Annotated in this window: 22 protein-coding genes; 9 read left to right on the top strand and 13 right to left on the bottom strand. The window is 62.6% G+C overall.

What is annotated here, in order from left to right; translation table 11 throughout:
* Window positions 1-41 precede the first annotated feature (41 nt).
* Together lgt and DM374_RS13525 are read right to left on the bottom strand one after the other, a co-directional pair.
* Window positions 42-851: a prolipoprotein diacylglyceryl transferase gene (gene lgt, locus DM374_RS13530; protein ID WP_110970293.1), complete on the bottom strand. Its 810-nt coding sequence runs from the start codon at window positions 849-851 to the stop codon at window positions 42-44.
* A gap of 14 nt (window positions 852-865) precedes the next feature.
* Window positions 866-1,648 (bottom strand): sulfite exporter TauE/SafE family protein, encoded by a 783-nt coding sequence (locus DM374_RS13525; RefSeq protein ID WP_110970292.1) that lies wholly within the window; start codon window positions 1,646-1,648, stop codon window positions 866-868.
* 135 nt (window positions 1,649-1,783) lie between these two features.
* Between DM374_RS13525 and DM374_RS13520 the strand changes: the two genes are divergently transcribed.
* Window positions 1,784-2,530, top strand: a complete 747-nt coding sequence (locus DM374_RS13520) for an NRDE family protein (protein WP_110970291.1) — start codon at window positions 1,784-1,786, stop codon at window positions 2,528-2,530.
* Window positions 2,531-2,619: 89 nt separating this feature from the next.
* On the opposite strand, the gene ptsP is transcribed toward DM374_RS13520, so the two are convergent.
* On the bottom strand, window positions 2,620-4,899 hold the full coding sequence (gene ptsP, locus DM374_RS13515) for a phosphoenolpyruvate--protein phosphotransferase (RefSeq protein WP_110970290.1): 2,280 nt from the start codon (window positions 4,897-4,899) through the stop codon (window positions 2,620-2,622).
* 22 nt (window positions 4,900-4,921) lie between these two features.
* The gene (locus DM374_RS13510) at window positions 4,922-5,401 is read right to left on the bottom strand and encodes an RNA pyrophosphohydrolase (RefSeq protein WP_095156495.1); all 480 of its coding nucleotides are present in this window, start codon (window positions 5,399-5,401) and stop codon (window positions 4,922-4,924) included.
* A 143-nt stretch (window positions 5,402-5,544) separates the two neighbouring features.
* Between DM374_RS13510 and DM374_RS13505 the strand changes: the two genes are divergently transcribed.
* On the top strand, window positions 5,545-6,201 hold the full coding sequence (locus DM374_RS13505) for a histidinol-phosphatase (RefSeq protein WP_095156390.1): 657 nt from the start codon (window positions 5,545-5,547) through the stop codon (window positions 6,199-6,201).
* 6 nt (window positions 6,202-6,207) lie between these two features.
* Here the strand turns inward: DM374_RS13505 and DM374_RS13500 are convergent, their stop codons facing one another.
* Both DM374_RS13500 and ilvA read right to left on the bottom strand, forming a co-directional pair.
* Complete coding sequence (locus DM374_RS13500; RefSeq protein ID WP_110970289.1) at window positions 6,208-6,636, bottom strand: DUF2269 domain-containing protein; 429 nt, start codon at window positions 6,634-6,636, stop codon at window positions 6,208-6,210.
* A gap of 38 nt (window positions 6,637-6,674) precedes the next feature.
* Window positions 6,675-8,189 (bottom strand): threonine ammonia-lyase, biosynthetic, encoded by a 1,515-nt coding sequence (ilvA, locus tag DM374_RS13495; RefSeq protein WP_110970288.1) that lies wholly within the window; start codon window positions 8,187-8,189, stop codon window positions 6,675-6,677.
* Window positions 8,190-8,321: 132 nt separating this feature from the next.
* On the opposite strand from ilvA, the gene rpiA reads away from it, so the two are divergent.
* Complete coding sequence (gene rpiA, locus DM374_RS13490) at window positions 8,322-8,993, top strand: ribose-5-phosphate isomerase RpiA (RefSeq protein WP_110970287.1); 672 nt, start codon at window positions 8,322-8,324, stop codon at window positions 8,991-8,993.
* 33 nt (window positions 8,994-9,026) lie between these two features.
* On the opposite strand, the gene DM374_RS13485 is transcribed toward rpiA, so the two are convergent.
* From DM374_RS13485 to DM374_RS13470, 4 genes are all read right to left on the bottom strand, one after another.
* Window positions 9,027-9,938 (bottom strand): SdiA-regulated domain-containing protein, encoded by a 912-nt coding sequence (locus tag DM374_RS13485; protein ID WP_110970286.1) that lies wholly within the window; start codon window positions 9,936-9,938, stop codon window positions 9,027-9,029.
* Window positions 9,939-10,029: 91 nt separating this feature from the next.
* Window positions 10,030-10,962 carry an SdiA-regulated domain-containing protein gene (locus tag DM374_RS13480; protein WP_110970285.1) on the bottom strand — a complete coding sequence of 311 codons (933 nt, stop codon included), beginning with the start codon at window positions 10,960-10,962 and terminating at the stop codon, window positions 10,030-10,032.
* Window positions 10,963-11,109: 147 nt separating this feature from the next.
* Window positions 11,110-11,775, bottom strand: a complete 666-nt coding sequence (locus DM374_RS13475; protein ID WP_110970284.1) for a fumarylacetoacetate hydrolase family protein — start codon at window positions 11,773-11,775, stop codon at window positions 11,110-11,112.
* Between the two features lie 40 nt (window positions 11,776-11,815).
* A complete protein-coding gene (locus DM374_RS13470; RefSeq protein ID WP_110970283.1) occupies window positions 11,816-13,213 on the bottom strand; it encodes an FAD-binding oxidoreductase in 1,398 nt (465 codons plus the stop codon).
* A gap of 171 nt (window positions 13,214-13,384) precedes the next feature.
* Here DM374_RS13470 and serA point away from each other — a divergent pair, with 171 nt between their 5' ends.
* The gene (gene serA, locus DM374_RS13465; RefSeq protein WP_095156398.1) at window positions 13,385-14,614 is read left to right on the top strand and encodes a phosphoglycerate dehydrogenase; all 1,230 of its coding nucleotides are present in this window, start codon (window positions 13,385-13,387) and stop codon (window positions 14,612-14,614) included.
* Window positions 14,615-14,821: 207 nt separating this feature from the next.
* Entirely contained in the window at window positions 14,822-15,595 is a 774-nt protein-coding gene (locus DM374_RS13460; protein WP_110970282.1) for a transporter substrate-binding domain-containing protein, read from the top strand.
* Between the two features lie 121 nt (window positions 15,596-15,716).
* Here DM374_RS13460 and DM374_RS13455 read toward each other — a convergent pair whose 3' ends face one another.
* Together DM374_RS13455 and DM374_RS13450 are read right to left on the bottom strand one after the other, a co-directional pair.
* Entirely contained in the window at window positions 15,717-16,211 is a 495-nt protein-coding gene (locus DM374_RS13455; RefSeq protein WP_110970281.1) for a DUF523 domain-containing protein, read from the bottom strand.
* Window positions 16,198-16,830, bottom strand: a complete 633-nt coding sequence (locus DM374_RS13450) for a 2OG-Fe(II) oxygenase (RefSeq protein ID WP_110970280.1) — start codon at window positions 16,828-16,830, stop codon at window positions 16,198-16,200. Before DM374_RS13450 ends, DM374_RS13455 begins: the two co-directional genes overlap by 14 nt.
* A 114-nt stretch (window positions 16,831-16,944) precedes the next feature.
* Between DM374_RS13450 and DM374_RS13445 the strand changes: the two genes are divergently transcribed.
* Window positions 16,945-17,694, top strand: a complete 750-nt coding sequence (locus tag DM374_RS13445; protein ID WP_110970279.1) for a DUF2059 domain-containing protein — start codon at window positions 16,945-16,947, stop codon at window positions 17,692-17,694.
* Here DM374_RS13445 and DM374_RS13440 read toward each other — a convergent pair whose 3' ends face one another.
* Entirely contained in the window at window positions 17,695-18,633 is a 939-nt protein-coding gene (locus DM374_RS13440; protein ID WP_110970278.1) for an alpha/beta hydrolase, read from the bottom strand.
* A 100-nt stretch (window positions 18,634-18,733) separates the two neighbouring features.
* Between DM374_RS13440 and DM374_RS13435 the strand changes: the two genes are divergently transcribed.
* From DM374_RS13435 to DM374_RS13425, 3 genes are all read left to right on the top strand, one after another.
* Window positions 18,734-19,294 (top strand): DUF6436 domain-containing protein, encoded by a 561-nt coding sequence (locus DM374_RS13435; protein WP_110970277.1) that lies wholly within the window; start codon window positions 18,734-18,736, stop codon window positions 19,292-19,294.
* Window positions 19,295-19,393: 99 nt separating this feature from the next.
* Window positions 19,394-21,568 carry an S-type pyocin domain-containing protein gene (locus DM374_RS13430; protein WP_110970276.1) on the top strand — a complete coding sequence of 725 codons (2,175 nt, stop codon included), beginning with the start codon at window positions 19,394-19,396 and terminating at the stop codon, window positions 21,566-21,568.
* A gap of 2 nt (window positions 21,569-21,570) precedes the next feature.
* The coding region (locus tag DM374_RS13425) for a bacteriocin immunity protein (RefSeq protein ID WP_318531813.1) at window positions 21,571-21,790 on the top strand (220 nt) is incomplete at its 3' end.

Genomic DNA, 21,790 nt, shown 5'->3' with positions numbered 1-21,790 from the left:
TGTAACGAAGACGGCAGGGGGATCGCCCCTGCCGTGGAATTTCAGACCGCGGGTTTTACCGTCGGCTTGCGATTATAGGCCCACCAGATCAGGCCGAGGCCGCCGGCGATCATCGGCACGCAAAGAATCTGACCCATGGTCAGCCAGCCCCAGGCGATGTAGCCAAGCTGGGCATCCGGCACGCGGACGAATTCGACGATGAAACGGAAGATGCCGTAGAACAACGCGAACATGCCCGACACCGCCATGGTTGGCCGCGGCTTGCGCGAATACAGCCAGAGAATCAGGAACAGCGCCACGCCTTCAAGGGCGAACTGGTAAAGCTGCGACGGGTGACGCGGCAACTGCGCCGGGTCGCTGAACGGCGGGAAGACCATGGCCCACGGCACGTCAGTGGCCTTGCCCCACAGCTCGGCGTTGATGAAGTTGCCGATACGCCCGGCACCCAGGCCGATCGGCACCATCGGTGCGACGAAGTCCATCAGTTCGAAGAACGACTTGTTGTTGCGCTTGCCGAACCACAACGCCGCCAGCATCACCCCGATGAAACCGCCGTGGAACGACATGCCGCCCTTCCACACTTCGAAGATCAGCGTCGGGTTGGCGAGGTAGGCGCTCAGGTCGTAGAACAGCACGTAGCCCAACCGCCCGCCGACAATCACCCCCATGGACAGCCAGAAGATCAGGTCCGAGAGCTTTTCGCGGCTCCAGGTCGGGTCGAAGCGGTTGAGCCGGCGCGAAGCCAGATACCAGGCACCGCCGATGCCGACCAGGTACATCAGGCCATACCAATGGATTTTCAGTGGCCCGATGGCCAATGCCACGGGATCGATCTGCGGGTAAGGCAGCATGGTGACTCCTCTCGTTAAAGCAAAAAGCTCAGGCCGACGCAGAACAGCAGCGCGGCGAACAGGCGTTTGAGCAGGCGTGGCGACAGTTTGTGCGCCAGGCGCGCGCCGAAGCGGGCGAAAAACATGCTGGTCACGGCAATGCCGATCATCGCCGGCAAGTACACGAAGCCCAGGCTATGGGGCGGCAGGTGCTCGTCGTGCCAGCCCAGGATCATGAAGCTCAGGGCGCTGACCAGGGCGATCGGCAGGCCACACGCCGAAGACGTCGCCACCGCCTGCTGCATCGGCAGGCTGCGCCAGGTCAGGAACGGCACCGTCAGCGAACCGCCGCCGATGCCGAAGATCGCCGACGCCCAGCCGACCACGCTGCCGGCGACGGTCAGCCCGGCCTTTCCGGGAACGCCGCGGCTGGCCTTGGGCTTGAAATCCAGGGCCATCTGCACGGCGATGATCAGGGCGAAGGTGCCGATGATCTTCTGCAGGTGCGGGCCCTGGATCAGCGAGGCGGTCTTGGCACCAACCCCGGCGCCGATCAGGATGCCCAGGGTCATCCAGGCAAAGATCGGCCACTGCACCGCACCCTTGCGATGGTGCTCGCGGACAGCATTGATCGAGGTGAAGACGATGGTCGCCAGCGAGGTACCCACCGCCAGGTGAGTCAGGACGGACGCATCGAAGCCTTGCAGGGTGAAGCTGAATACCAGCACCGGCACGATGATGATGCCGCCACCGACGCCGAACAGTCCGGCCAGCACGCCCGCGCAGGCGCCCAGCAGCAGATAGAGCACGAATTCCATTGTCGCCCCCGGAAAAATCAGTCCGGCATGGTAACGGAAGGTGGGCCTTTGCCTCTACTCATGGCAGATGAAGACCTTGTCAGCGTCGCCTGAGGTACAGTGGCGCCACTACCGACAAGATCGACGAGAACCACGATGTGCCTGATCGTTTTCGCCTGGCGGCCGGGAAATGCCCGGCCGCTGATCGTCGCGGCCAACCGTGACGAGTTCTATGCCCGCCCGACCCTGGCCTTGAGCCAATGGGACGAGGCACCCGAAGTGCATGCCGGACGCGACCTCGAAGCCGGCGGCACCTGGCTGGGCCTGGGTCCGCAGGGGCGCTTCGCCGCGCTGACCAATATCCGCGATCCCGGCCAGCCAGCGGGCGCCCGCTCGCGGGGCGAACTGGTGGCTGGCTATCTGCGCGGGGAGCTTTCGGTCGAGGCCTATCTGGAGCGGGTCGCGGGTGAGGCGCTGCACTATTCCGGCTTCAATCTGCTGGTCGGGGACAGCCATCAGTTGGGTTATCTGCACGGTGGGGACGCGCTGCCGCGGCTACTGGGCGCGGGTGTCTATGGCCTGTCGAATGCCGCGCTGGATACGCCCTGGCCCAAGCTGATCAAGGCGCGCGAAGGCTTGCGTGAGCGGCTGGACGATCCGGACCCGGCGAGGCTGTTCGAGTTGTTGGCGGACAATAATCAGGCTGCCGACAGCGAGCTGCCGGATACCCGCGTCGGGTTGGCGACCGAGCGTTTGCTGTCGAGCGTGTTCATTGCCAGCCAGAACTATGGGACGCGGGCGAGTACGGTGCTGATCGTCGAGGCGGACGGGAGGCGCAGGCTGGTGGAGCGGAGTTTCGGGCCGCTTGGGGGGCGTCTGGGAGAGGTCGAACTTGTGCTTTAGGGCCTAATCGCTGGCAAGCCAGCTCCCACCGGTTGCGTTTATGCTGCCCCTGTGGGAGCTGGCTTGCCAGCGATTAGGTCTCAAGTGGTTCAGAGATTCTGCGTCGGCCCCGGATTGATCATCCGCGACAGCCCGAGGTTCTTCAGGGCCAGTTGCAAGGTGCTGTGGATAACCTGCGGATTGTCGATGTCCATGGCCTGGGCCAGCATTTCCTTGGCTTTGCCGAGGCTGATCTGGCGCAGCATCCACTTCACCTTCGGCAGGTTGGTGGCGTTCATCGACAGGCTGTCAAAGCCCATCGCCATCAACAGCACCGCCGCCGCCGGATCACCGGCCATTTCACCGCAGATGCTCACCGGCTTGCCTTCGGCATGGGCCGCAGTGACCACGTGTTGCAGGGCCTGCAGCACCGCCGGGTGCAAGTAATCGTAAAGGTCGGCGACCCGCGGGTTGTTGCGGTCCACCGCCAGCAGGTACTGGGTCAGGTCGTTGGAACCGACCGACAGGAAGTCCACCTGACGCGCCAGTTCCTTGGTCTGGTAGACCGCCGCAGGAATCTCCACCATCACCCCCACCGGCGGCATCGGCACGTCGGTGCCTTCGTCACGCACTTCGCCCCAGGCGCGGTGGATCAGGTGCAACGCTTCTTCCAGCTCATGGATACCGGAAATCATCGGCAGCAGGATGCGCAGGTTGTTCAGGCCCTCACTGGCCTTGAGCATGGCGCGCGTCTGGACCAGGAAGATTTCCGGGTGGTCAAGCGTGACGCGGATGCCGCGCCAGCCGAGGAACGGGTTGTCTTCCTTGATCGGGAAGTAGGACAGCGACTTGTCACCGCCGATATCCAGGCTGCGCATGGTCACCGGCAGCGGATGGAAAGCCGCCAGTTGCTCGCGGTAGATCGCCAGTTGTTCCTTCTCGCTGGGAAAGCGCTGGTTGATCATGAACGGCACTTCGGTGCGGTACAGGCCAACGCCCTCGGCGCCACGCTGCTGCGCCCGCGCCACATCGGCCAGCAGGCCGGTATTGACCCACAACGGCATGCGGTGGCCGTCGGTGGTTTCGCATGGGAGTTCACGCAGGGCGTCGAGGCCCTGGGCCAACTGGCGCTCTTCCTCGACCACATCGGCGTAGTGCTTGCGCAGCACTTCGCTGGGGTTGGTGTAGACGTCGCCCTTGTAGCCGTCGACGATCATCTGGATGCCGTCGACCTTGGAATACGGCAGGTCGACCAGGCCCATCACCGTGGGAATGCCCATGGCCCGGGCGAGGATCGCCACATGGGAGTTGCCCGAACCCAGCACCGACACCAGCCCGACCAGCTTGCCTTCCGGCACTTCGCCAAGCATCGCCGGGGTCAGTTCTTCACTGACCAGAATGGAGTTGTCGGGGTAGACCAGCGAAAGCTGACGGGCTTCCTGCAGATAGGCCAGCAGGCGCCGGCCGAGGTCTTTGACGTCGGAGGCGCGCTCACGCAGGTAGGCGTCGTCCATCAGTTCGAAGCGGTTGACGTGCTCGACCACCACCTGGCGCAGAGCGCCCTGGGCCCACTGGCCGGTCTTGATGACCTCTGCCACTTCGCCGCCCAGCGCGGCGTCGTCGAGCATCATCAGGTAGACGTCGAACAACGCCCGCTCTTCCGGACGCAACTGGGTGGCCAGTTTCGCCGAGAGGGTGCGCATGTCGCCGCGCACGCCTTCGAGGGCGTTGTTGAAGAGTTTCAGTTCGGCATCGATATCGGTGACGGTCTTGTCCGGCACCACGTCCAGGTCAGCCGGCGGCAGCATGACCACGGCAGTACCGACCGCCGCACCCGGCGAGCCCGGCACGCCAACGAACTTGGCTTCCTGGATGCCCTTGCCCTGGCGACCCAGCCCGCGGATCGAACCGGTGGCCTCGGCATGGGCGATAACCCCGGCCAGTTGCGCGCTCATGGTGACCAGGAAGGCTTCTTCGCCCTCGTCGAACTGGCGCCGCTCCTTTTGCTGGATGACCAACACCCCGACCACGCGACGGTGGTGGATGATCGGAGCGCCCAGGAAGGAAGCGAAACGTTCTTCACCGGTCTCGGCGAAGTAGCGGTAGCGAGGGTGATCGGCGGCGTTTTCCAGGTTCAGCGGTTCTTCCCGGGTGCCGACCAAACCGACCAGACCCTCGTTCGGCGCCATGCTGACCTTGCCGATGGAACGCTTGTTCAGGCCTTCGGTGGCCATCAGGACAAAACGGTTGGTTTCCGGATCGAGCAGATAGACCGAGCAGACCTGACTGCCCATGGCCTCTTTGACGCGCAAGACAATGATCCCCAACGCCGTCTTGAGATCCTTGGCGGAGTTAACTTCCTGGACGATCTTGCGCAGCGTATTGAGCATGGCTCGGGGTCGAACTCCGTCGTCAGTCGCGCGCCAGCAGGCGCGGGGCAAGCTCTTTGAGCGCGCGGCGGTAGACCTCGCGCTTGAATGTCACCACCTGGCCCAGCGGATACCAATAGCTGACCCAGCGCCAGCCATCGAATTCCGGTTTACCGGTCAAGTCCATCCGCACCCGCTGCTCGTTGGAAACCAGTCGCAGCAGGAACCACTTCTGTTTCTGGCCGATGCACAGCGGCTGGCTGTGGGTCCGCACCAGGCGTTGGGGTAAACGATAACGCAACCAGCCACGGGTGCAGGCAAGAATTTCAACGTCTTGCCGCTCCAGTCCTACTTCTTCGTTCAGCTCGCGGTACAACGCTTCTTCCGGGGTCTCATCGGGGTTGATGCCCCCCTGGGGAAACTGCCAGGCATCCTGGTTGATTCGCCGAGCCCATAGCACCTGTCCAAGATCATTGGTAAGAATGATCCCGACATTGGGGCGAAAACCATCGGGGTCGATCACGGCAGCAGCCTCGCAAACGCATGTCGCCGCATTGTTCCACAAAGCTTGCAAGGCCAGCAACGCGCCGGCCATACCTTATGTGCAGCGTTGTGAAAAGTCCGTATTCTGTGGGACTTTTCAGATGTTATGCGAGTGACTCTTCAATGCGCCTGGCTTTATTCGATCTGGACAACACCCTCCTCGGCGGCGACAGCGACCACGCATGGGGCGATTACCTCTGCGCACGCGGCATTCTCGACCCCGTGGAGTACCAGAACCGCAACGACGCCTTCTATCAGGACTACCTGGCCGGCAAGCTCGACCTGCAGGCCTACCTGAACTTCAGCCTGGAAATCCTGGCCACCACCGAAATGGCCCAGCTGGACCAGTGGCACGGCGAGTTCATGCGCGACTGCGTTGAACCGATCATCCTGCCCAAGGCCCTGGCCCTGCTGAAGAAGCACCGCGATGCGGGCGACAAGCTGGTCATCATCACCGCCACCAACCGCTTCATTACCGGGCCGATCGCCAAGCGCCTGGAGGTGGAAACCCTGCTGGCCACCGAGTGCGAGTTGGTCGATGGCCGCTACACCGGCCGCAGCACCGACGTGCCGTGCTTCCGCGAAGGCAAGGTGACACGCCTGCGCCGCTGGCTGGACGAGAATGGGCTGAACCTGGAAGGCAGCTACTTCTATAGCGACTCGATGAACGACCTACCGCTGCTGGAGCAGGTAGATAACCCGGTGGCGGTCGATCCCGATCCGAACCTGCGTGCCGAAGCCGAGAAACGCGGCTGGCCGGTGATCAGCCTGCGCGATTGAGCGATATCAGACCGGCTTGGCGCCCATCAAGCCGGCGATGGCGATGAAACACACCCCGCTGAACAGCGCCAGGGCCAGGGTAAACCCCGGTTTACCCAAGGCCGGCGCGGTGCGCAGGCGATTGACCCGCGCCAGCAGCCAGAACCAGGCGAGCGCGCCGACGGTGTAGAGCACGCTTGAGCCCAGCACCCAGGTCTGCCCCAGCGGCCAGCCCACCAGATGCACCAGCCACCAGCCGGTGAACGGCATGCTCACCAGGCAAATGCCCATCAACAGCCAGACGAACACCAGCGGCCGCCGCAACAACAGGCCATAAACCGCCGAATCCCCCGCGCGGCGCTTGCGCCAGGTCCACAACGCCAGCCCCGCAGCGCTACCCAGCAGCAGCACGGTGGCCAGGATATGGGCGATTTTCAGGGCGATCAGCGGTTCCATGGACTCAACTCCTCAGGCATTGCTCAAAGCGTAGCCGCTCAGCCGAGGAACAGCCGGTAGGCCGGGTTTTCGGTCTCGTCCCAGTACGGATAGCCAATTTTTGCCAGCGCCGCGGGCACCAGATGACGTTCGTCCTCGGGCACTTGCAGGCCAGCCACCACACGGCCGTCCGCCGCGCCGTGGTTGCGGTAGTGGAACATGGAGATATTCCAGCGCCCACCCAGCTTGTTGAGGAAGTTGAACAGCGCACCCGGCCGCTCGGGGAACTCGAAGCGCAGCACCAGTTCATCACTGACCCGCGCCGCATGGCCGCCGACCATATGGCGGATGTGCAGCTTGGCCAGTTCGTTGTCGGTCATGTCCAGTACCGGGAAACCCTGCTCGGTCAGGTGCTGGATCAGCGCGCTGCGCGGATCGGTGTCCGGGTGGGTCTGCACACCGACGAAGATGTGCGCTTCGCTGCCGGTGTGGTAGCGGTAGTTGAATTCGGTGATCTGACGCTTGCCGATGGCCTCGCAGAACGCCTTGAAGCTGCCCGGCTGCTCGGGGATGGTCACGGCGATGATCGCTTCACGGCCTTCACCCAGCTCGGCGCGCTCGGCCACGTGGCGCAGGCGGTCGAAGTTGACGTTGGCCCCGGACTCGATGGCAACCAGGGTCTGCCCGGACACGCCGCGCTGCTCCACGTACTTCTTGATCCCGGCAACGCCCAGGGCGCCGGCAGGCTCAGTGATCGAGCGGGTGTCGTCGTAGATGTCCTTGATGGCCGCACAGATTTCATCGGTGCTGACGGTGATCACTTCATCGACGTAGTCCTTGCAGATGTCGAAGGTGTGCTGACCGATCTGCGCCACCGCGACGCCGTCGGCGAACAGCCCGACCTGCGGCAACACCACGCGCTCGCCCGCGGCCATGGCGGCTTGCAGGCAATTGGAGTCGTCTGGCTCGACGCCGATGACCTTGATTTCAGGACGCAGGTATTTAACATACGCGGCGATCCCGGCAATCAGGCCACCGCCGCCCACCGGCACGAAGATCACATCGAGGCGACCCGGGTGCTGGCGCAGGATCTCCATGGCCACGGTGCCCTGGCCGGCAATGGTGTGCGGGTCGTCATAGGGATGGATATAAACGAAGCCCTTTTCCTCGACCAGTTTCAGCGAGTAAGCCAGCGCCTCGGGGAAGGAATCGCCGTGCAGCACGACCTTGCCGCCACGCGAACGCACGCCCTCGACCTTGATTTCCGGGGTAGTGCGCGGCATCACGATGGTCGCCTTGACCCCCATTTCCCGCGCCGCCAGCGCCAGGCCCTGGGCATGGTTGCCGGCCGAGGCGGTGACCACGCCGCGCGCCCGCTCTTCCTGGGTCAGTTGCGCCAGCTTGTTGTAAGCGCCGCGAATCTTGAAGGAAAACACCGGTTGCAGGTCTTCGCGCTTGAGCAGCACGTTGTTGCCCAGACGCTTGCTGAGCTGCCCGGCGGCTTGCAGAGGGGTTTCCACGGCGACGTCATAAACGCGCGAGGTGAGGATCTTCTTGACGTACTGTTCGAGCATCGGGAAAGCATCACGGGCGGCTGGACGGGGGATCGGAGTCTACCCCAGCGCCCGGTCGGGCGACCACAGCAAGTCCGGGGTTTTAGCCGCTATACTACGCGCCCTCACGATACTCCCCGCTTCGGAGCCCGCATGACCCAGGACCAACTCAAACAGGCTGTTGCCCAGGCCGCTGTCGATTTCATTCTGCCCAAGCTCGATGACAAGAGCATCGTCGGCGTCGGCACCGGCTCGACCGCCAACTGCTTCATCGACGCCTTGGCCAAGCACAAGACCGCCTTCGACGGCGCCGTCGCCAGCTCCGAAGCCACCGCCGCGCGCCTGAAGGACCACGGTATCCCGGTCTACGAACTGAACACCGTGAGCGAACTGGAGTTCTACGTCGACGGCGCCGACGAGAGCGACGAGCACCTGAACCTGATCAAGGGCGGCGGCGCTGCCCTGACCCGCGAGAAGATCGTCGCCGCGGTCGCCAGGACCTTCATCTGCATCGCCGACGGCAGCAAGCTGGTGCCGGTGCTGGGCAACTTCCCGCTGCCGGTCGAAGTCATTCCCATGGCCCGCAGCCACGTGGCGCGTCAACTGGTGAAGCTGGGCGGTGACCCGGTGTACCGCGACGGCGTGGTGACCGACAACGGCAACATCATCATCGACGTGCACAACCTGCAGATCACCAACCCGGTGGAGCTGGAAGCACAGATCAACGCCATCGTCGGCGTGGTCACCAACGGCCTGTTCGCGGCGCGTCCTGCGGATCTGCTGTTGCTGGGGACTTCCGAAGGGGTCAAGTCCCTCAAGGCCTGACGAACAAATCGGGGCCTGCCGTGCAGGCCCCGGTCAATCAGCCGCCTTCCTGAACACATAAAACAGGTTCGGCTCGCTCACCAGATACAACGTCCCCGCATCATCCATCGCAATCCCTTCCGCCTGTGGCACGCTCTGGCTCAGGCCCTGAAAGCCCTTGCGCAGCGACAGACTCGCCAGCGGCTTGCCCGTCACATCCAGTTCCAGCACCAGTTGCGACTCATCCGACAGCGCCAGCAAATGACCGCTGCGCTCATCGAACTGCAAGCTCGACAGGTCCCGCACGAACAGCTTCGAATCACGCTTGCGGTCTTGCACCACATGCACGGCGTAGGGCTGTTCGGGATTGTCGTGGGGGAAACCGTGGACTTCATAGATCAGCATCGGATCGCGCTCTTTGGCAACGAACAGGCGCTTGCCCTTCTGGTCGTACGCCAGGCCTTCGAAGCCCTTGTTGCCGTTCAGGCCGATGCCCAGGGTCAGTTGTTCGGCGTCCTTGGCGTCGAGAAACGGTGTGTCAGCGGTCAGACGCACGCGGATCAGCCGCTGCTCGCGCTCGTCGGTGATGACATAGCTGTCGCGCCCGACATACTCCACCGCCTCCGGATCACCGAAGCCGGTCAGCGGCACCCGGCGCAGAATGCGGCCTTCCAGCGACAGCTCGATGAGTTCGGGATTCTTGTTGGTGACGGTGAACAGGCTGTTGCGGTCAGGATCGAAGGTCAGCGCGGAGATGTCTTCATCCAGCCCTTCGATCGGCCGCGCTTCGATCACCACCTGGTAACGATCGAGCCCGATGCTCTGCTCGGCGGGCTGCCACCAGGTCTTGAGGTTGAACCAGCCGCGCTCGAACAGGCGGTATTCCTGGCCCGCTACCGCTAACAGCAACGCAAGCAGCAGGCCAACAGAAAGGGCAATCAGGGGCAGACGTAGAAAGCGGCGCATTCGACAGGACTCGGCGGGAAACGGAACGTCGAGCATCTAACCATGGCGAGCTGAATCGAATCTTAATGCCACTGTCGGAAAGATCTGCCGATCAGTCCTTTTTGAAGCGATAGAACAGATTCGGCTCGCTGACCATATACAGGGTGCCCTGCTCATCCATGGCCACGCCTTCGGCGCGCGGGATGCGCTTCTGCAAACCGTTGAAGCCGCCGAGCAGGGTCATGAAGCTGACCTGTTCGCCCTGCTCGTTCAGTTCCAGCAGCAGGTTGGAGTCTGCCGACAGGAGCAGCATATGGCCGGTGCGTGGATCGATACCCAGGGCCGACAGGTTGCGCAGGTCGAGATCGTCGTTGGGCAGTTCCTGCTTGGTGCCGGTCAGCGGCGAGCGACCGTCAGTACGCCAGACGAACAGACGCGGCGGGCGCTCTTCGCCCAACACCAGACGCTGCTGGGCAGGATCCCAGGCGATGCCCTCGAAACCCTTGTTCTGGTTTTCCGAGGTGCCGAGGTCGTATTGCGGGAAGTCCTTGATGTTCAGCTCGCGGGTCGCGTCATCAAGGGTCACGAAGGTCAGGTTATGTTGCCGTTCGTCGGTAATGGCCAGACGGCCATCCGCCATGACGGCCACGCCTTCAGGGTTGGCCCAGCCGACCAGCGGAATCTTGCGCAGCACGTCGCCATCAAGGGTCAACTCGACCAGGAACGGGTTCTTGCCCATCACCGAAAACAGGGTCTTGCGGACTGGATCATAAGAAAGGTCGGAGGCCTCGTCCTTCTCCATACCCGGCAGCACTTTGGCATCGATATCGACGTGATAGTCCGGCAGCCAGATGCTGGCTTTCTGCTCAACCTGCGTCTGGAAACGCTCCTGCACCCAGAGAAAACCTCGATCATCCCAATGCATGGCGATGGCCACGCCATAACCGATCACGGCCGCGAACAGCAGCCAGGTGGAGCGGCGCAGGGCGATCGGACGCTTGTGCACGGGCGACAAGGAACCGCCTGTAGGAAGAGGGGTGGCCATTGGAGAATTCCTGTTGTTTTCCAGCCTGAGAGACGGAGCGGTCGGGCCGCGCAGGAATTATCCGGATATTTTGTGAAAAAAATGCCAAAAGCCGACGAAGTGGTTTGACAAAGCAAAAGGGCAGCCTCATCGGCTGCCCTTGCGCACTTACAGCACGCGGCTTTCGAAGCGGCTGGCGCCTGGCAGTTCCAGCACCAGCTCATCGCCCGGATTGAGCGGACCGACACCTACTGGCGTACCGGTCAGGATCACATCACCCGCCTGCAACGAGAACTGCGAGGCCATGTGCTGGATCATCGGCACGATGGGGTTGAGCATCAGCGCGCTGTTGCCATCCTGGCGGACTTCACCGTTGATGGTCAGGCGAATGCCGATATCTGCGAGGTCATTGAAGGTGCTGCCGACGACGAACGGCGGCAGAACGCAGGCACCGTCGAAGCACTTGGCGCGTTCCCACGGCAGGCCTTTTTCTTTCAACTGCGCCTGCAGGTCACGCAGGGTCAGGTCCAGTGCCGGGGCAAAGCCGGAGATGGCGTCCAGCACTTCTTCTTCGGAAGGCTGGGGCGACAGCGACTTGCCCAGCAGCACCGCGATTTCCGCTTCGTAATGCACCGAGCCGCGCTCGGCCGGGATCTTGAAACCACCTTCGAGCGCGACCACGCAACTGCCCGGCTTGATGAACAGCAGGGGTTCGGTGGGGATCGGGTTATCCAGCTCTTTGGCGTGTTCGGCGTAATTGCGCCCGATGCACACCACTTTGCCCAAGGCGAAATGGATGCGGGTTCCGTCTACGTATTGGTGCTGATAGCTCATTGCCGACTCCTGGAGCGCTGGTTGGATCTGTGACGTGTTATCACTCGACAGCGAAGATCTTGCCCGGATTCATGATTCCGTTGGGATCGAACACTGCCTTGACTGCCTTCATGTATTCAATTTCGGCCGGCGACCGGCTGTAACCAAGGTAATCGCGCTTGGTCATGCCCACGCCGTGCTCGGCAGAGATCGAACCGTTGTACTTCTCGACGGTTTCGAACACCTGCTTGTTGACGATGGCGCAGGTGGCGAAGAACTCGTCCTTGCTCATGTCGTCGGGCTTGAGAATGTTCAGGTGCAAGTTGCCATCACCGATATGGCCGTACCAGACAACGATGAAGTCCGGGTAGCTTTCGCTGACGATGACATCGATATCCCGCAGGAATGCCGGCACTTTCGACACCGTTACCGAAATGTCGTTCTTGTACGGCGTCCAGTGGGAAATGGTTTCGGAGAGGTATTCGCGCAGTTTCCACAGGTTGCGCAACTGCTGCTCGCTCTGGCTCATGACCCCGTCGATCACCCAGCCCTGTTCGACGCAATGCTCGAACAGCGCCAGGGCGTCGTTGGCCACCTCCTCGGTGGTGGCTTCGAACTCCAGCAGGGCATAGAACGGGCACGGCGTCTCGAACGGCGCCGGCACATCGCCACGATCAAGGATCTTGGCCAGGCCCTTGTCGGAGAAAAACTCGAAGGCGGTCAGGTCCAGCTTGCCCTGAAAGGCGTGCAGGACCGGCATGATCGAGTCGAAATCCGGGGTGCCGAGCACCATCGCGGTGAGATTCTTAGGCGCGCGATCCAGGCGCATGGTGGCCTCGACCACGAAGCCCAGGGTGCCTTCGGCGCCGATGAACAACTGGCGCAGGTCGTAACCGGTGGCGTTCTTGATCAGGTCCTTGTTCAGTTCGAGCAGATCGCCCTTACCGGTGACCACTTTCAGGCCAGCGACCCAGTTGCGGGTCATGCCGTAGCGAATGACTTTGATCCCGCCGGCATTGGTGCCGATATTGCCGCCAATCTGACTGGAGCCGGCGGAAGCGAAGTCCACCGGGTAATACAGGCCCTTGTCCTCGGCGAAGTTCTGCAACTGCTCGGTGATCACGCCGGGCTGGCAGACCACGGTGCGGTCGAATTCGTTGAAATCGAGGATGCGGTTCATATAGTCGAACGACACCACGACCTCGCCGTTGGCCGCCACCGCGCCAGCAGAGAGCCCGGTGCGCCCGCCCGACGGCACCAGCGCGACCTTGCGGGTGTTGGCCCAACGGACAATGGCCTGGACCTGCTCGATGTTTTTCGGGAAGACAATGGCGCAAGGCGCTGGCGGGAAGTGCTTGGTCCAGTCCTTGCCATAGGCGTCGAGGGAAGCGGCGTCAGTGAGTACCTTGCCGGGCTCGACCAGGGTCATCAGCTCGTCAATCAGAACAGGATCGGTCATCGATAGAACTCTCGAACTATTCATAGTCACCCTGAGCACACTTCACGCAGCAGGGATGGGCGTAGCGAGGGGTCGATATGCTAGCATACGCCCCCCGCCAATCGTGCTGACGGCCGATTCGCGAGAGCTTCACTTCCCTGCCATTTTTCTCCGGGACACAGGTTTACGCAGATGAGCAAGACTTCTCTCGATAAGAGCAAGATCAAGTTCCTTCTTCTTGAAGGCGTCCACCAGAACGCCGTGGACGTCCTGAAGGCCGCCGGGTACACGAATATCGAGTACCTCACCGGTTCCCTGCCGGAAGCCGAACTGAAGGAAAAGATCGCCGATGCCCACTTCATTGGCATCCGCTCCCGCACTCAACTGACCGAAGAGATCTTCGACTGCGCCAAGAAACTGGTTGCTGTTGGTTGTTTCTGCATCGGTACCAACCAGGTTGACCTGAGCGCCGCTCGCGATCGCGCGATCGCCGTGTTCAACGCCCCGTACTCCAACACCCGCTCCGTTGCCGAGCTGGTACTGGCCGAGGCCATCCTGCTGCTGCGCGGCATCCCCGAGAAGAACGCTTCCTGTCACCGCGGTGGCTGGATCAAGAGCGCGGCCAACTCCTTCGAGATCCGTGGCAAGAAGCTGGGCATCGTCGGCTACGGCTCGATCGGTACTCAACTGTCGGTCCTGGCCGAGAGCCTGGGCATGCAGGTGTTCTTCTTCGACCCGCTGACCAAGCTGCCGCTGGGTAACGCCACCCAGGTCACCAGCCTGAACGAACTGCTCGGCCTGGCCGACATCGTCTCGCTGCACGTGCCTGAGCTGCCGTCCACCCAGTGGATGATCGGCGAGAAAGAAATCCGCGCGATGAAGAAGGGCTCGATCCTGATCAACGCCGCCCGCGGTACCGTGGTCGAGCTGGATCACCTGGCCGCAGCGATCAAGGACAAGCACCTGATCGGCGCCGCCATCGACGTATTCCCGGTCGAGCCGCGCTCCAACGACGAAGAGTTCGAAAGCCCGCTGCGCGGCCTGGACAACGTGATCCTGACTCCGCACATCGGTGGTTCCACTGCCGAAGCCCAGGCCAACATCGGTCTGGAAGTTGCCGAGAAGCTGGTCAAGTACAGCGACAACGGTACGTCCGTTTCGTCGGTCAACTTCCCTGAAGTTGCCCTGCCGGCTCACCCTGGCAAGCACCGCCTGCTGCACATCCACGAAAACATCCCGGGCGTGCTCAGCGAGATCAACAAAGTCTTCGCTGAAAACGGCATCAACATCTCCGGTCAGTTCCTGCAGACCAACGAGAAAGTGGGTTACGTGGTTATCGACGTCGACGCCGAGTACTCGGATCTGGCGCAAGAGAAGCTGCAACAGGTCAAGGGCACCATCCGGTCCCGCGTTCTGTTCTAAGCGCTTCATGCAGTGAAAAAGGGAGGCCCTGGTGGCCTCCCTTTTGTTTGCCCGCGCGTTGCGAAAGTTACCGAAAAACGGCAGAAATATTTACCGGCCAATCAAACATTCCGCACTCGATGCGGTCACAAGCGGCAACTTGACCGTGGCAATTCCAGAAAGTCGCGGCAACACTGTGTGAATTGCCAATGATAAAAAGGGGCTCAGATGCGTTTCATTACCGGGGCACTATTTGCCGCCTGCCTGCTCAGCCCATGGGCACATGCGGAATTGATGGATGACATCAGCGACCGCAACGAACTGCGTATTGCCATCGAAGCCAATACGCCACCCTTCAACTTCCGCGATCCCGCCGGCCAGTTGAGCGGTTTCGAAGTGGAACTTGGCGAGGCGCTGGCCAGGGAACTGGATGTCCATGCCGACTTCGTGGTGGTTGAATCCGCCGATCTGCTCAGTGGCGTGGAAAGCGGCAAATACGACATCGCCTTGAATCAGATTGCGACAAGCCCGGAATTGAAAGAGCGCCTGGATTTCAGCACGCCCTACAGCTACACCCGCGCCCAATTGATCGTGCGCCAGGAAGAAAAGCGCCCGCTGCGCAGCCTTGAAGCCTTCAAGGGCCACAGCCTCGGCGTGGTTCAGGGCAGCAGCTTCGCCGAGCAGGCACGAGATGTCGAAGGTGTAGACCTGCGCAGTTACAAGGACGCCATCCAGCCGATCAAGGAAGTGGCCGACGACCAGATCGACGCCGCCATCAGCGACCGCCTGCTGGTGCCGTACGCGATCCGCGAAAGCAAATTGCCAGTGACCGAAGGCGCCACCCTTGGCCCGGTGGTGAACCTGGCGATTCCGTTCCAGAAAGGCAACCCGGCGTTCCAGAGCGCGGTGGACAACGCCCTGCAACGGATCAAGGCCGATGGGCGGTTGAGCGAGCTGTCGAAGAAGTGGTTCGGTGTGGATGCGAGCGAGGCGCCGAAGTAATAAGGGTTGCTGAGGGCCTCATCGCTGCGATTCGGCGCCCCGACAAGCCAACTCCCACAAGTCATGCACAGGTCTTACATGTGCAGTGAACCTGTGGGAGCCGGCTTGCCGGCGATGAGGCCTACCGGCCTAGCGCCTTGGCCGCCTCATCCAGCTCCAACTCACTGAACACCAGCACCCCTTCACGCCGCAGCAAGGCACTGGTCACGCCTTCGCCACTGATCTTGCTGCCGCTGAACGTCCCGTCATAGACCAGCCGGTTACCGCACGACGGGCTCCCGGACTTGAGCACCGCCACCCGAATCCCGTGGCGCCGCACCAGCTCCAGCGCCAGCCGCGCCCCTGCCAGAAACGCCGCGCTGACATCCTCGCCGACAATGTTCACCACCTGCGCATCCCCGTCCAGCACCGCCCCACCCTGCCCACCGGGAATTTCCGCGGGCGGACGCGGCGTCGGCAACCCGCCAGCCACTTCCGGGCACAGCGCTACCACGCGACCTTCGCGCTGCCAGGCTTGCAACACATCGGGATGACCACTGGCGCGGCCGTCGTAACGCACCGGCTGGCCGAGCAGGCAGGCACTCACCAGCACCTTCGGCAATTCAGAACGGATCATTGCCACGGCGGCGGAACCAACCGGTGACGGACAGGCGCTCGCGGCTGGCCGGGAGCACTTCATGCGGCAGGTCGGCGGACATGAACACGATCAGGCTGCCGCCCACCGGCGACGCGTCCCGCTCCGAACCGTCCTGGAGGAACATGCGCAACTGGCCGCCGTCTTCCGGCAACCACTGCTCATTGAGGTAGATGATCGCCGAGACGGTGCGGCGGTCGTCGTCGCGGAAGCGGTCGAGGTGCTTGCGGTAGAAGCTGCCCGGCGGGTACATCGCGAAATGGCACTCGAAGTCTTCCAGACCGAGGTAGAAGTCGCGGTTGAGCGCTTCACGCAGGCTGTCCATCAATGCAAGGTACTGGTCGCATGCCTGCGACTGCCCGGGCTCAAGCCAGAGGATATGGTCGCCGCGAATGCCTTCGCGGACGTCCTGGCCCTGACCTCGCCCCACCCCCGCCGGCGCCAGCTCGCCTTCGGCCGCACGCTGGCGGCACTCGGCCGCCAATGCGCGGGTCAGGGCCTCGGGCAGGAAAATCTCCTGCCGCGACCAGCCCTGGCCGGCCAGGTCATCGACGATGCTGAGCAATTGCGGGTGTTCGGAGGATATGTGCATGGCGCGCATAGTATCGGGCTGTCGGAAAATTCGACAGGGCCACTTGGTCGCATGGCTGCACAGGCGTCTCGACAAAGCCCCGCAAGGCCACGGACAATAGCGGCCTGCCGACAGGAGTCCTGAATGCGCCGTTTGTTTTTTCTGCTGTTGATGATCTGCACCACGCCTGTCTGGGCAGACACCCTCGATCAGCTCTACAAAGTTGCCGGCTGGCCTGAACAGCGCGCCCACTTCTCCGATGCCATCGCCGCCGCCCAGCAGCGCTATCAGAAAAGCCTGCCGCCTGCGGTATTCCAGGCGCTGGTCGACAACAGCAACCAACGCTTCGAAGCCAAGGCCGTCGACCGTCGCGCCGAAGCCCAGTTGCGCGCCCACCTGCAAAATCCCGCGCCCGCGCTGACCTTCTTCCAGTCGCCACTGGGCCGCAAGGTCGTGGCCGCCGAACTGATGGCCACCCGCCGCGACCAGTTGGCGAAGAACGCCAAAGGCCTGCCGAAAGTCCAGGCCAGCGACAACCGCCTGCTGATCATCGGCCACCTGGCCCAGGCGCTGCCCGCCCGCGAGGCCGGTGCCGAAGTCAGCCTGGCGATCGCAGGCGTCGCTGCCGACAGCCTCAGCCAGATGATTCCCGGCCTGTTTGGCGGCGGTCAGGCCCAGGGCCTGCTCGATGGCCAGCGCCAACGGTTGATGGAACAGATCGGCGAAGACCTCAACAACACCCTGCTGTATGTCTACCGCGACCTGTCCGACGCCGAGCTGGAAGAGTTCTCCACCTTCGCCGAGTCCAACGAGGGTCAGGCCTATTACAAGGCCGCCCTGTCCGCCATTCGTGCCGGCCTGGCCGTGGGCCAGAGCACCTCTGACCTCAAGTGATCAGCCCAGTCGCTGGCTGATGAAGTCGAAATAGCGCTGCCGGATCTCCGGCAGCTCGTTGGCCAGGTGATGGCGCGCCTGCGGCAACAGCAGGATCTGCGGCGCATCGAACTTGCGCTTGAGCACTTCCAGGTTGTAACGCCAGTCCACCGTCATATCGCCCTCGCCCTGCACGATCAGTAGCCGACGCGAACTGCCCGGCGCCGCCTCGATACGCTTGACCCACGCCAGCAACGCGCCGACCCAGGCAGTGGGCAGCCGCCGCGGCTGCAGCGGATCGGCCTGAAGAAACGGCAGGAAGGTCGGATCATGGGTGTTTTCGCTGAAGCGCCGTTCGATGCCGTTCACGAAAGGCCGCAGCATCCAGTAACTGAGCCTCGACCACAGCCACGCACGCGGCCGCACCAAGGGCGCGAGCAGGATCACCTGGCCTTGTGCCGGGCTGTCCGATCCGCAGTGCAGCAGGTGATCGACCACAATGGCGCCGCCCGTGCTTTGCCCGCACAGGTGCCAGGGCTGTGGCAGATTCAACTTGCCGGCCTGTTCGAACAACCGGTCCAGCACCTGCTGGTACACCGCGAAATCATCGATGCTGGCCCGCTCCCCACTGGACAGCCCGTGCCCCGGCAGGTCGCAGGAAATCACCGCGAAGCGCTGCTCCAGCGCCCAGTCGACGATATGCCGGTACAGCCCCATGTGATCGTAGAAACCGTGCAGCAACACCAGCGTCGCAACCGGCTCGGCGGGCAGCCAGACCTGGCTCACCACCTCGAAACCGGCGCAGTCGCAGCGTCCCAGCCAGCTCTGCACGGCCTCGCGCCGGGGCAGGTCCAGGCCGTAGAAACGCTGATACGCCTGCCCCGCACTCGACAGCGGCTGACGGGCCGCCAGCGGTTGCAGGCTGGCACGCAGGGAATCGGCTTGGAACGAGGCGGACATGGAAGGCTTCCGGTGAGAGTGCAAAGGATTGATCTGCGATATTCATCTGTCGGCGGGGGCATGGCAAGCTAGCCGCCCTCCATGATTGCCGGTGTGTTCGATGTCTGGGAAAAATTTGCTCGCCGCCCTGACCCTGCTGCTCTGCGCCGCCGGCCTGTGGTGGGCGTACGACAGCTTCCAGAGCCGCTACCTGCGCCCCTTCGACAACCAGACCGCGCTGTTCGCCGGCGACCACCTGAGCCTGCCCGCCGAACTGGCCGGCCCCGGCCCGATCCGCCTGGTGCACTTCTGGGACCCGGCCTGCCCGTGCAACGTCGGCAACCAGCAGCACCTGGCCGAACTGATCGAACACTACACGCCGCAGGGCGTGTCCTTCCACGTCCTGCAAAAGCCCGGCAGCCGCGGCCAGTTGCCCAGCACCCTTGCCGCCCTCCAGCCGATCGCCAGCCTGCCCGGCGCCGAGCACCTGCCGGCCAGTCCCGCCGTGGCGATCTGGGACCAGAACGGCGACCTCGCCTACTTCGGCCCCTACAGCGAAGGCGCGACCTGCAACGCCAACAACAGCTTTATCGAACCGATCCTGCAGGCGCTGACCCAAGGCCGGCCGGTGAAAGTGACCCAGACCATGGCGGTGGGGTGTTATTGCCCGTGGAATGAGTGAACAGGGCTGAAACACCGAGAATCACGTCGATAACTATCTACATCTTGCAGGAGAGCAACGCTCCGTAGGTTTCGCACATACACGCAAAGGAGCGCCTGTATGTCGAAACAAACCACTGTTCAACTACCCACAACACCCATTCGGGACAGACATGATTTACCCCCCTCGGGAGACTGGATAGACCGGTTCGAGGGCCGAATCTACAGCTCGAGCATGCAATCGGGGGTGCTGGTCTTCGAGATCCTTTCGGAATTCGAAACGGACAAGCAAAGCATCGATCAAACCTACGCCGCCAAAGAAAGGTCCCTCAAAGGCGACCTGGATGAGCAGGTCCGGAAACTTGCCGGCAGCCTGGAAGGATTGCTTCAAGAGGAAGTATTCGAGCGACAGGCCAACGCGGCCAATCAGTTGCTGCAGCAGACATCTTCCGAGCTCCCCGCCGCACAGGCCACCGCTGGACAGTTCTATGGTGGATCACCCCTCGGCAAAACCGCCAATGACTACCTGGGTGTGCTCCTGGGTCCGCACGGTTTCAGCGACCCCAGGCAAACCTGGCTGGAGTCGTACAAGGCCGCCCACGCAGCCAGCCTGCTGGCCAAGTCGATCGACCATCTGACTTCCCGCACCAAGGGGCTGGAGGTTTCCCGGAAGAACGCTCAACACTTGGCCGAACGTGCGACCAAGCAAGAGCAACAGCGGGAGCAGAAGATCCACAAAGTGGAACTCAGGCTGCTCAACCTTGACCATGCCCGCCAAAAGCACGAATCCAGCCTCCGCGAGCTGGAGGAGCATCTGGCGCGTTTCGTCCGCTACGAAACAGAAGCAGACCATTCGCCCGCCGAGATCCTTTCTGCCGCAGACATTGAACAGGCGATCATCCAGCTTCTGGAAGCCAGGAGCGCACTGCGCAGAGCCCGCTACGAGATAGAAAGCCATGGCATGCAGCTTGCGATGGAGCGCACGCTTTTACAGGTCGAGCTCAACTTTCTCCTGCCAGCCACAAACGCTGAATCGACCCGCGCTCGCATCAACCAACAGCTGGAACAGAGCGCACAGGCGATCGCCGCCCACACAGCCAGCAAGCCCGAGATCAACCGCCTGACCGAAGAGGGCAGCGACCGGGCAATGACGGCGCGGGACAACGCCCAGCGCGAACTCGTGCGCCTGACGGCCTTGGACGGCAGCGAGGCGCACCAACGCCCGGCCACGTTCAGCCTCGCCACCAGCACGATGTTGCAGCCGCAGGTCATCACGCCCGCCGCTTCGTCGATGGCCGCGTTTGCCGGCGTCCGCCCAGCAATGAAAGCAGCCTTGCAGGCCGTCCGTCCCGTTCTCAAGGGGCCTCCCAAGGCAATCGTTGAAGTCGCCTCGCTGCTGCTCTTCTCCCTGCGGCTCGGCCATGACGAACGCTACGGGATGAGCATCCCGTTCACCGACCTGAACGTGGACATCGACTGGCGGGAGGTGCTGGAACAGGTAGGCGAAAGTTTTCCGCTACCGATGCGGCTCATGTCCGGACTGATCGGCCAGAACGCCCACGTGCAGATCGTTCCGACCGAAACGGAAGGCGTCTCCGACCAGGTGCCCGTGCGGGCAGCCACCTGGGACGAAGAGCGCGGCGCCTACCGCTTCACCAGCGAAGGGCCGGGCGCGATCACCGTGCTCTGGACCCCTGAGGCCGGGCCGGGCGACAGCTCGACGTCGCTACCGATAGAAACCCAGCCGGACCGCCTCTATCCCGGCTTCATCAGCGTTCCGGCCGTGCCGGGCATGATGCCGCTGCCAGCCAGTGACGATGTCGATTTCCATGACTACATCATCACCTTCCCGGCAGACTCGGGGCTTGAACCGATTTACATCATGTTCAAGAACCCGCGGGATTATGCGGGGGTTGCGGCAGGATTTGGTCAGACCATTCCTGACTGGCGAGGTGCAACAATCAGCGCTGAGGGGGCACCCATTCCGACGCAGATTGCGGATCAGTTACGGGGGCGCTCGTTCAGTAGCTGGAGGAAACTACGTGAGGCGATCTGGAAGGCCACGGCGGCGGATCCAAGGTTGAGTACACATTACGATAGCCTCAGTCTGGATAACATGCGCAGAGGCGGAGCGCCCTATGCTCCAGTGTCAGGTCGCGCCGGTAAAAAAGAAGTACTAGAGCTTCATCACATCCATCCCATCGCAAAGGGGGGAGCAGTGTACGACTTAGACAATCTGGTCATCGTGACACCGAGAGCTCATATAGATACCCATCGAAAGGAAAACAATCAGTGAACATGAAGCCGCGTTTCGAAGACTACACAGAAGCCGAGTTCCTGGCTTTCGTCACCCTATTATTTGAAAACGATTCACCGCTGGAGGGCAGAGCGTACGAGGCCTGGAAGAGCAATCTAATAAGGCACTTCGAAGCCGTTACCGAGCACCCTGATCGCCTTGACGTCATCTGCTTCCCGCCACCAGGCTCCGAAGACAGCCCCGAAGGCGTCGTGAAACGCG

The sequence above is a fragment of the Pseudomonas huaxiensis genome, from assembly GCF_003231275.1.
Classification (GTDB): domain Bacteria; phylum Pseudomonadota; class Gammaproteobacteria; order Pseudomonadales; family Pseudomonadaceae; genus Aquipseudomonas; species Aquipseudomonas huaxiensis.
This window is presented reverse-complemented; position numbering and strand designations above follow the sequence as displayed.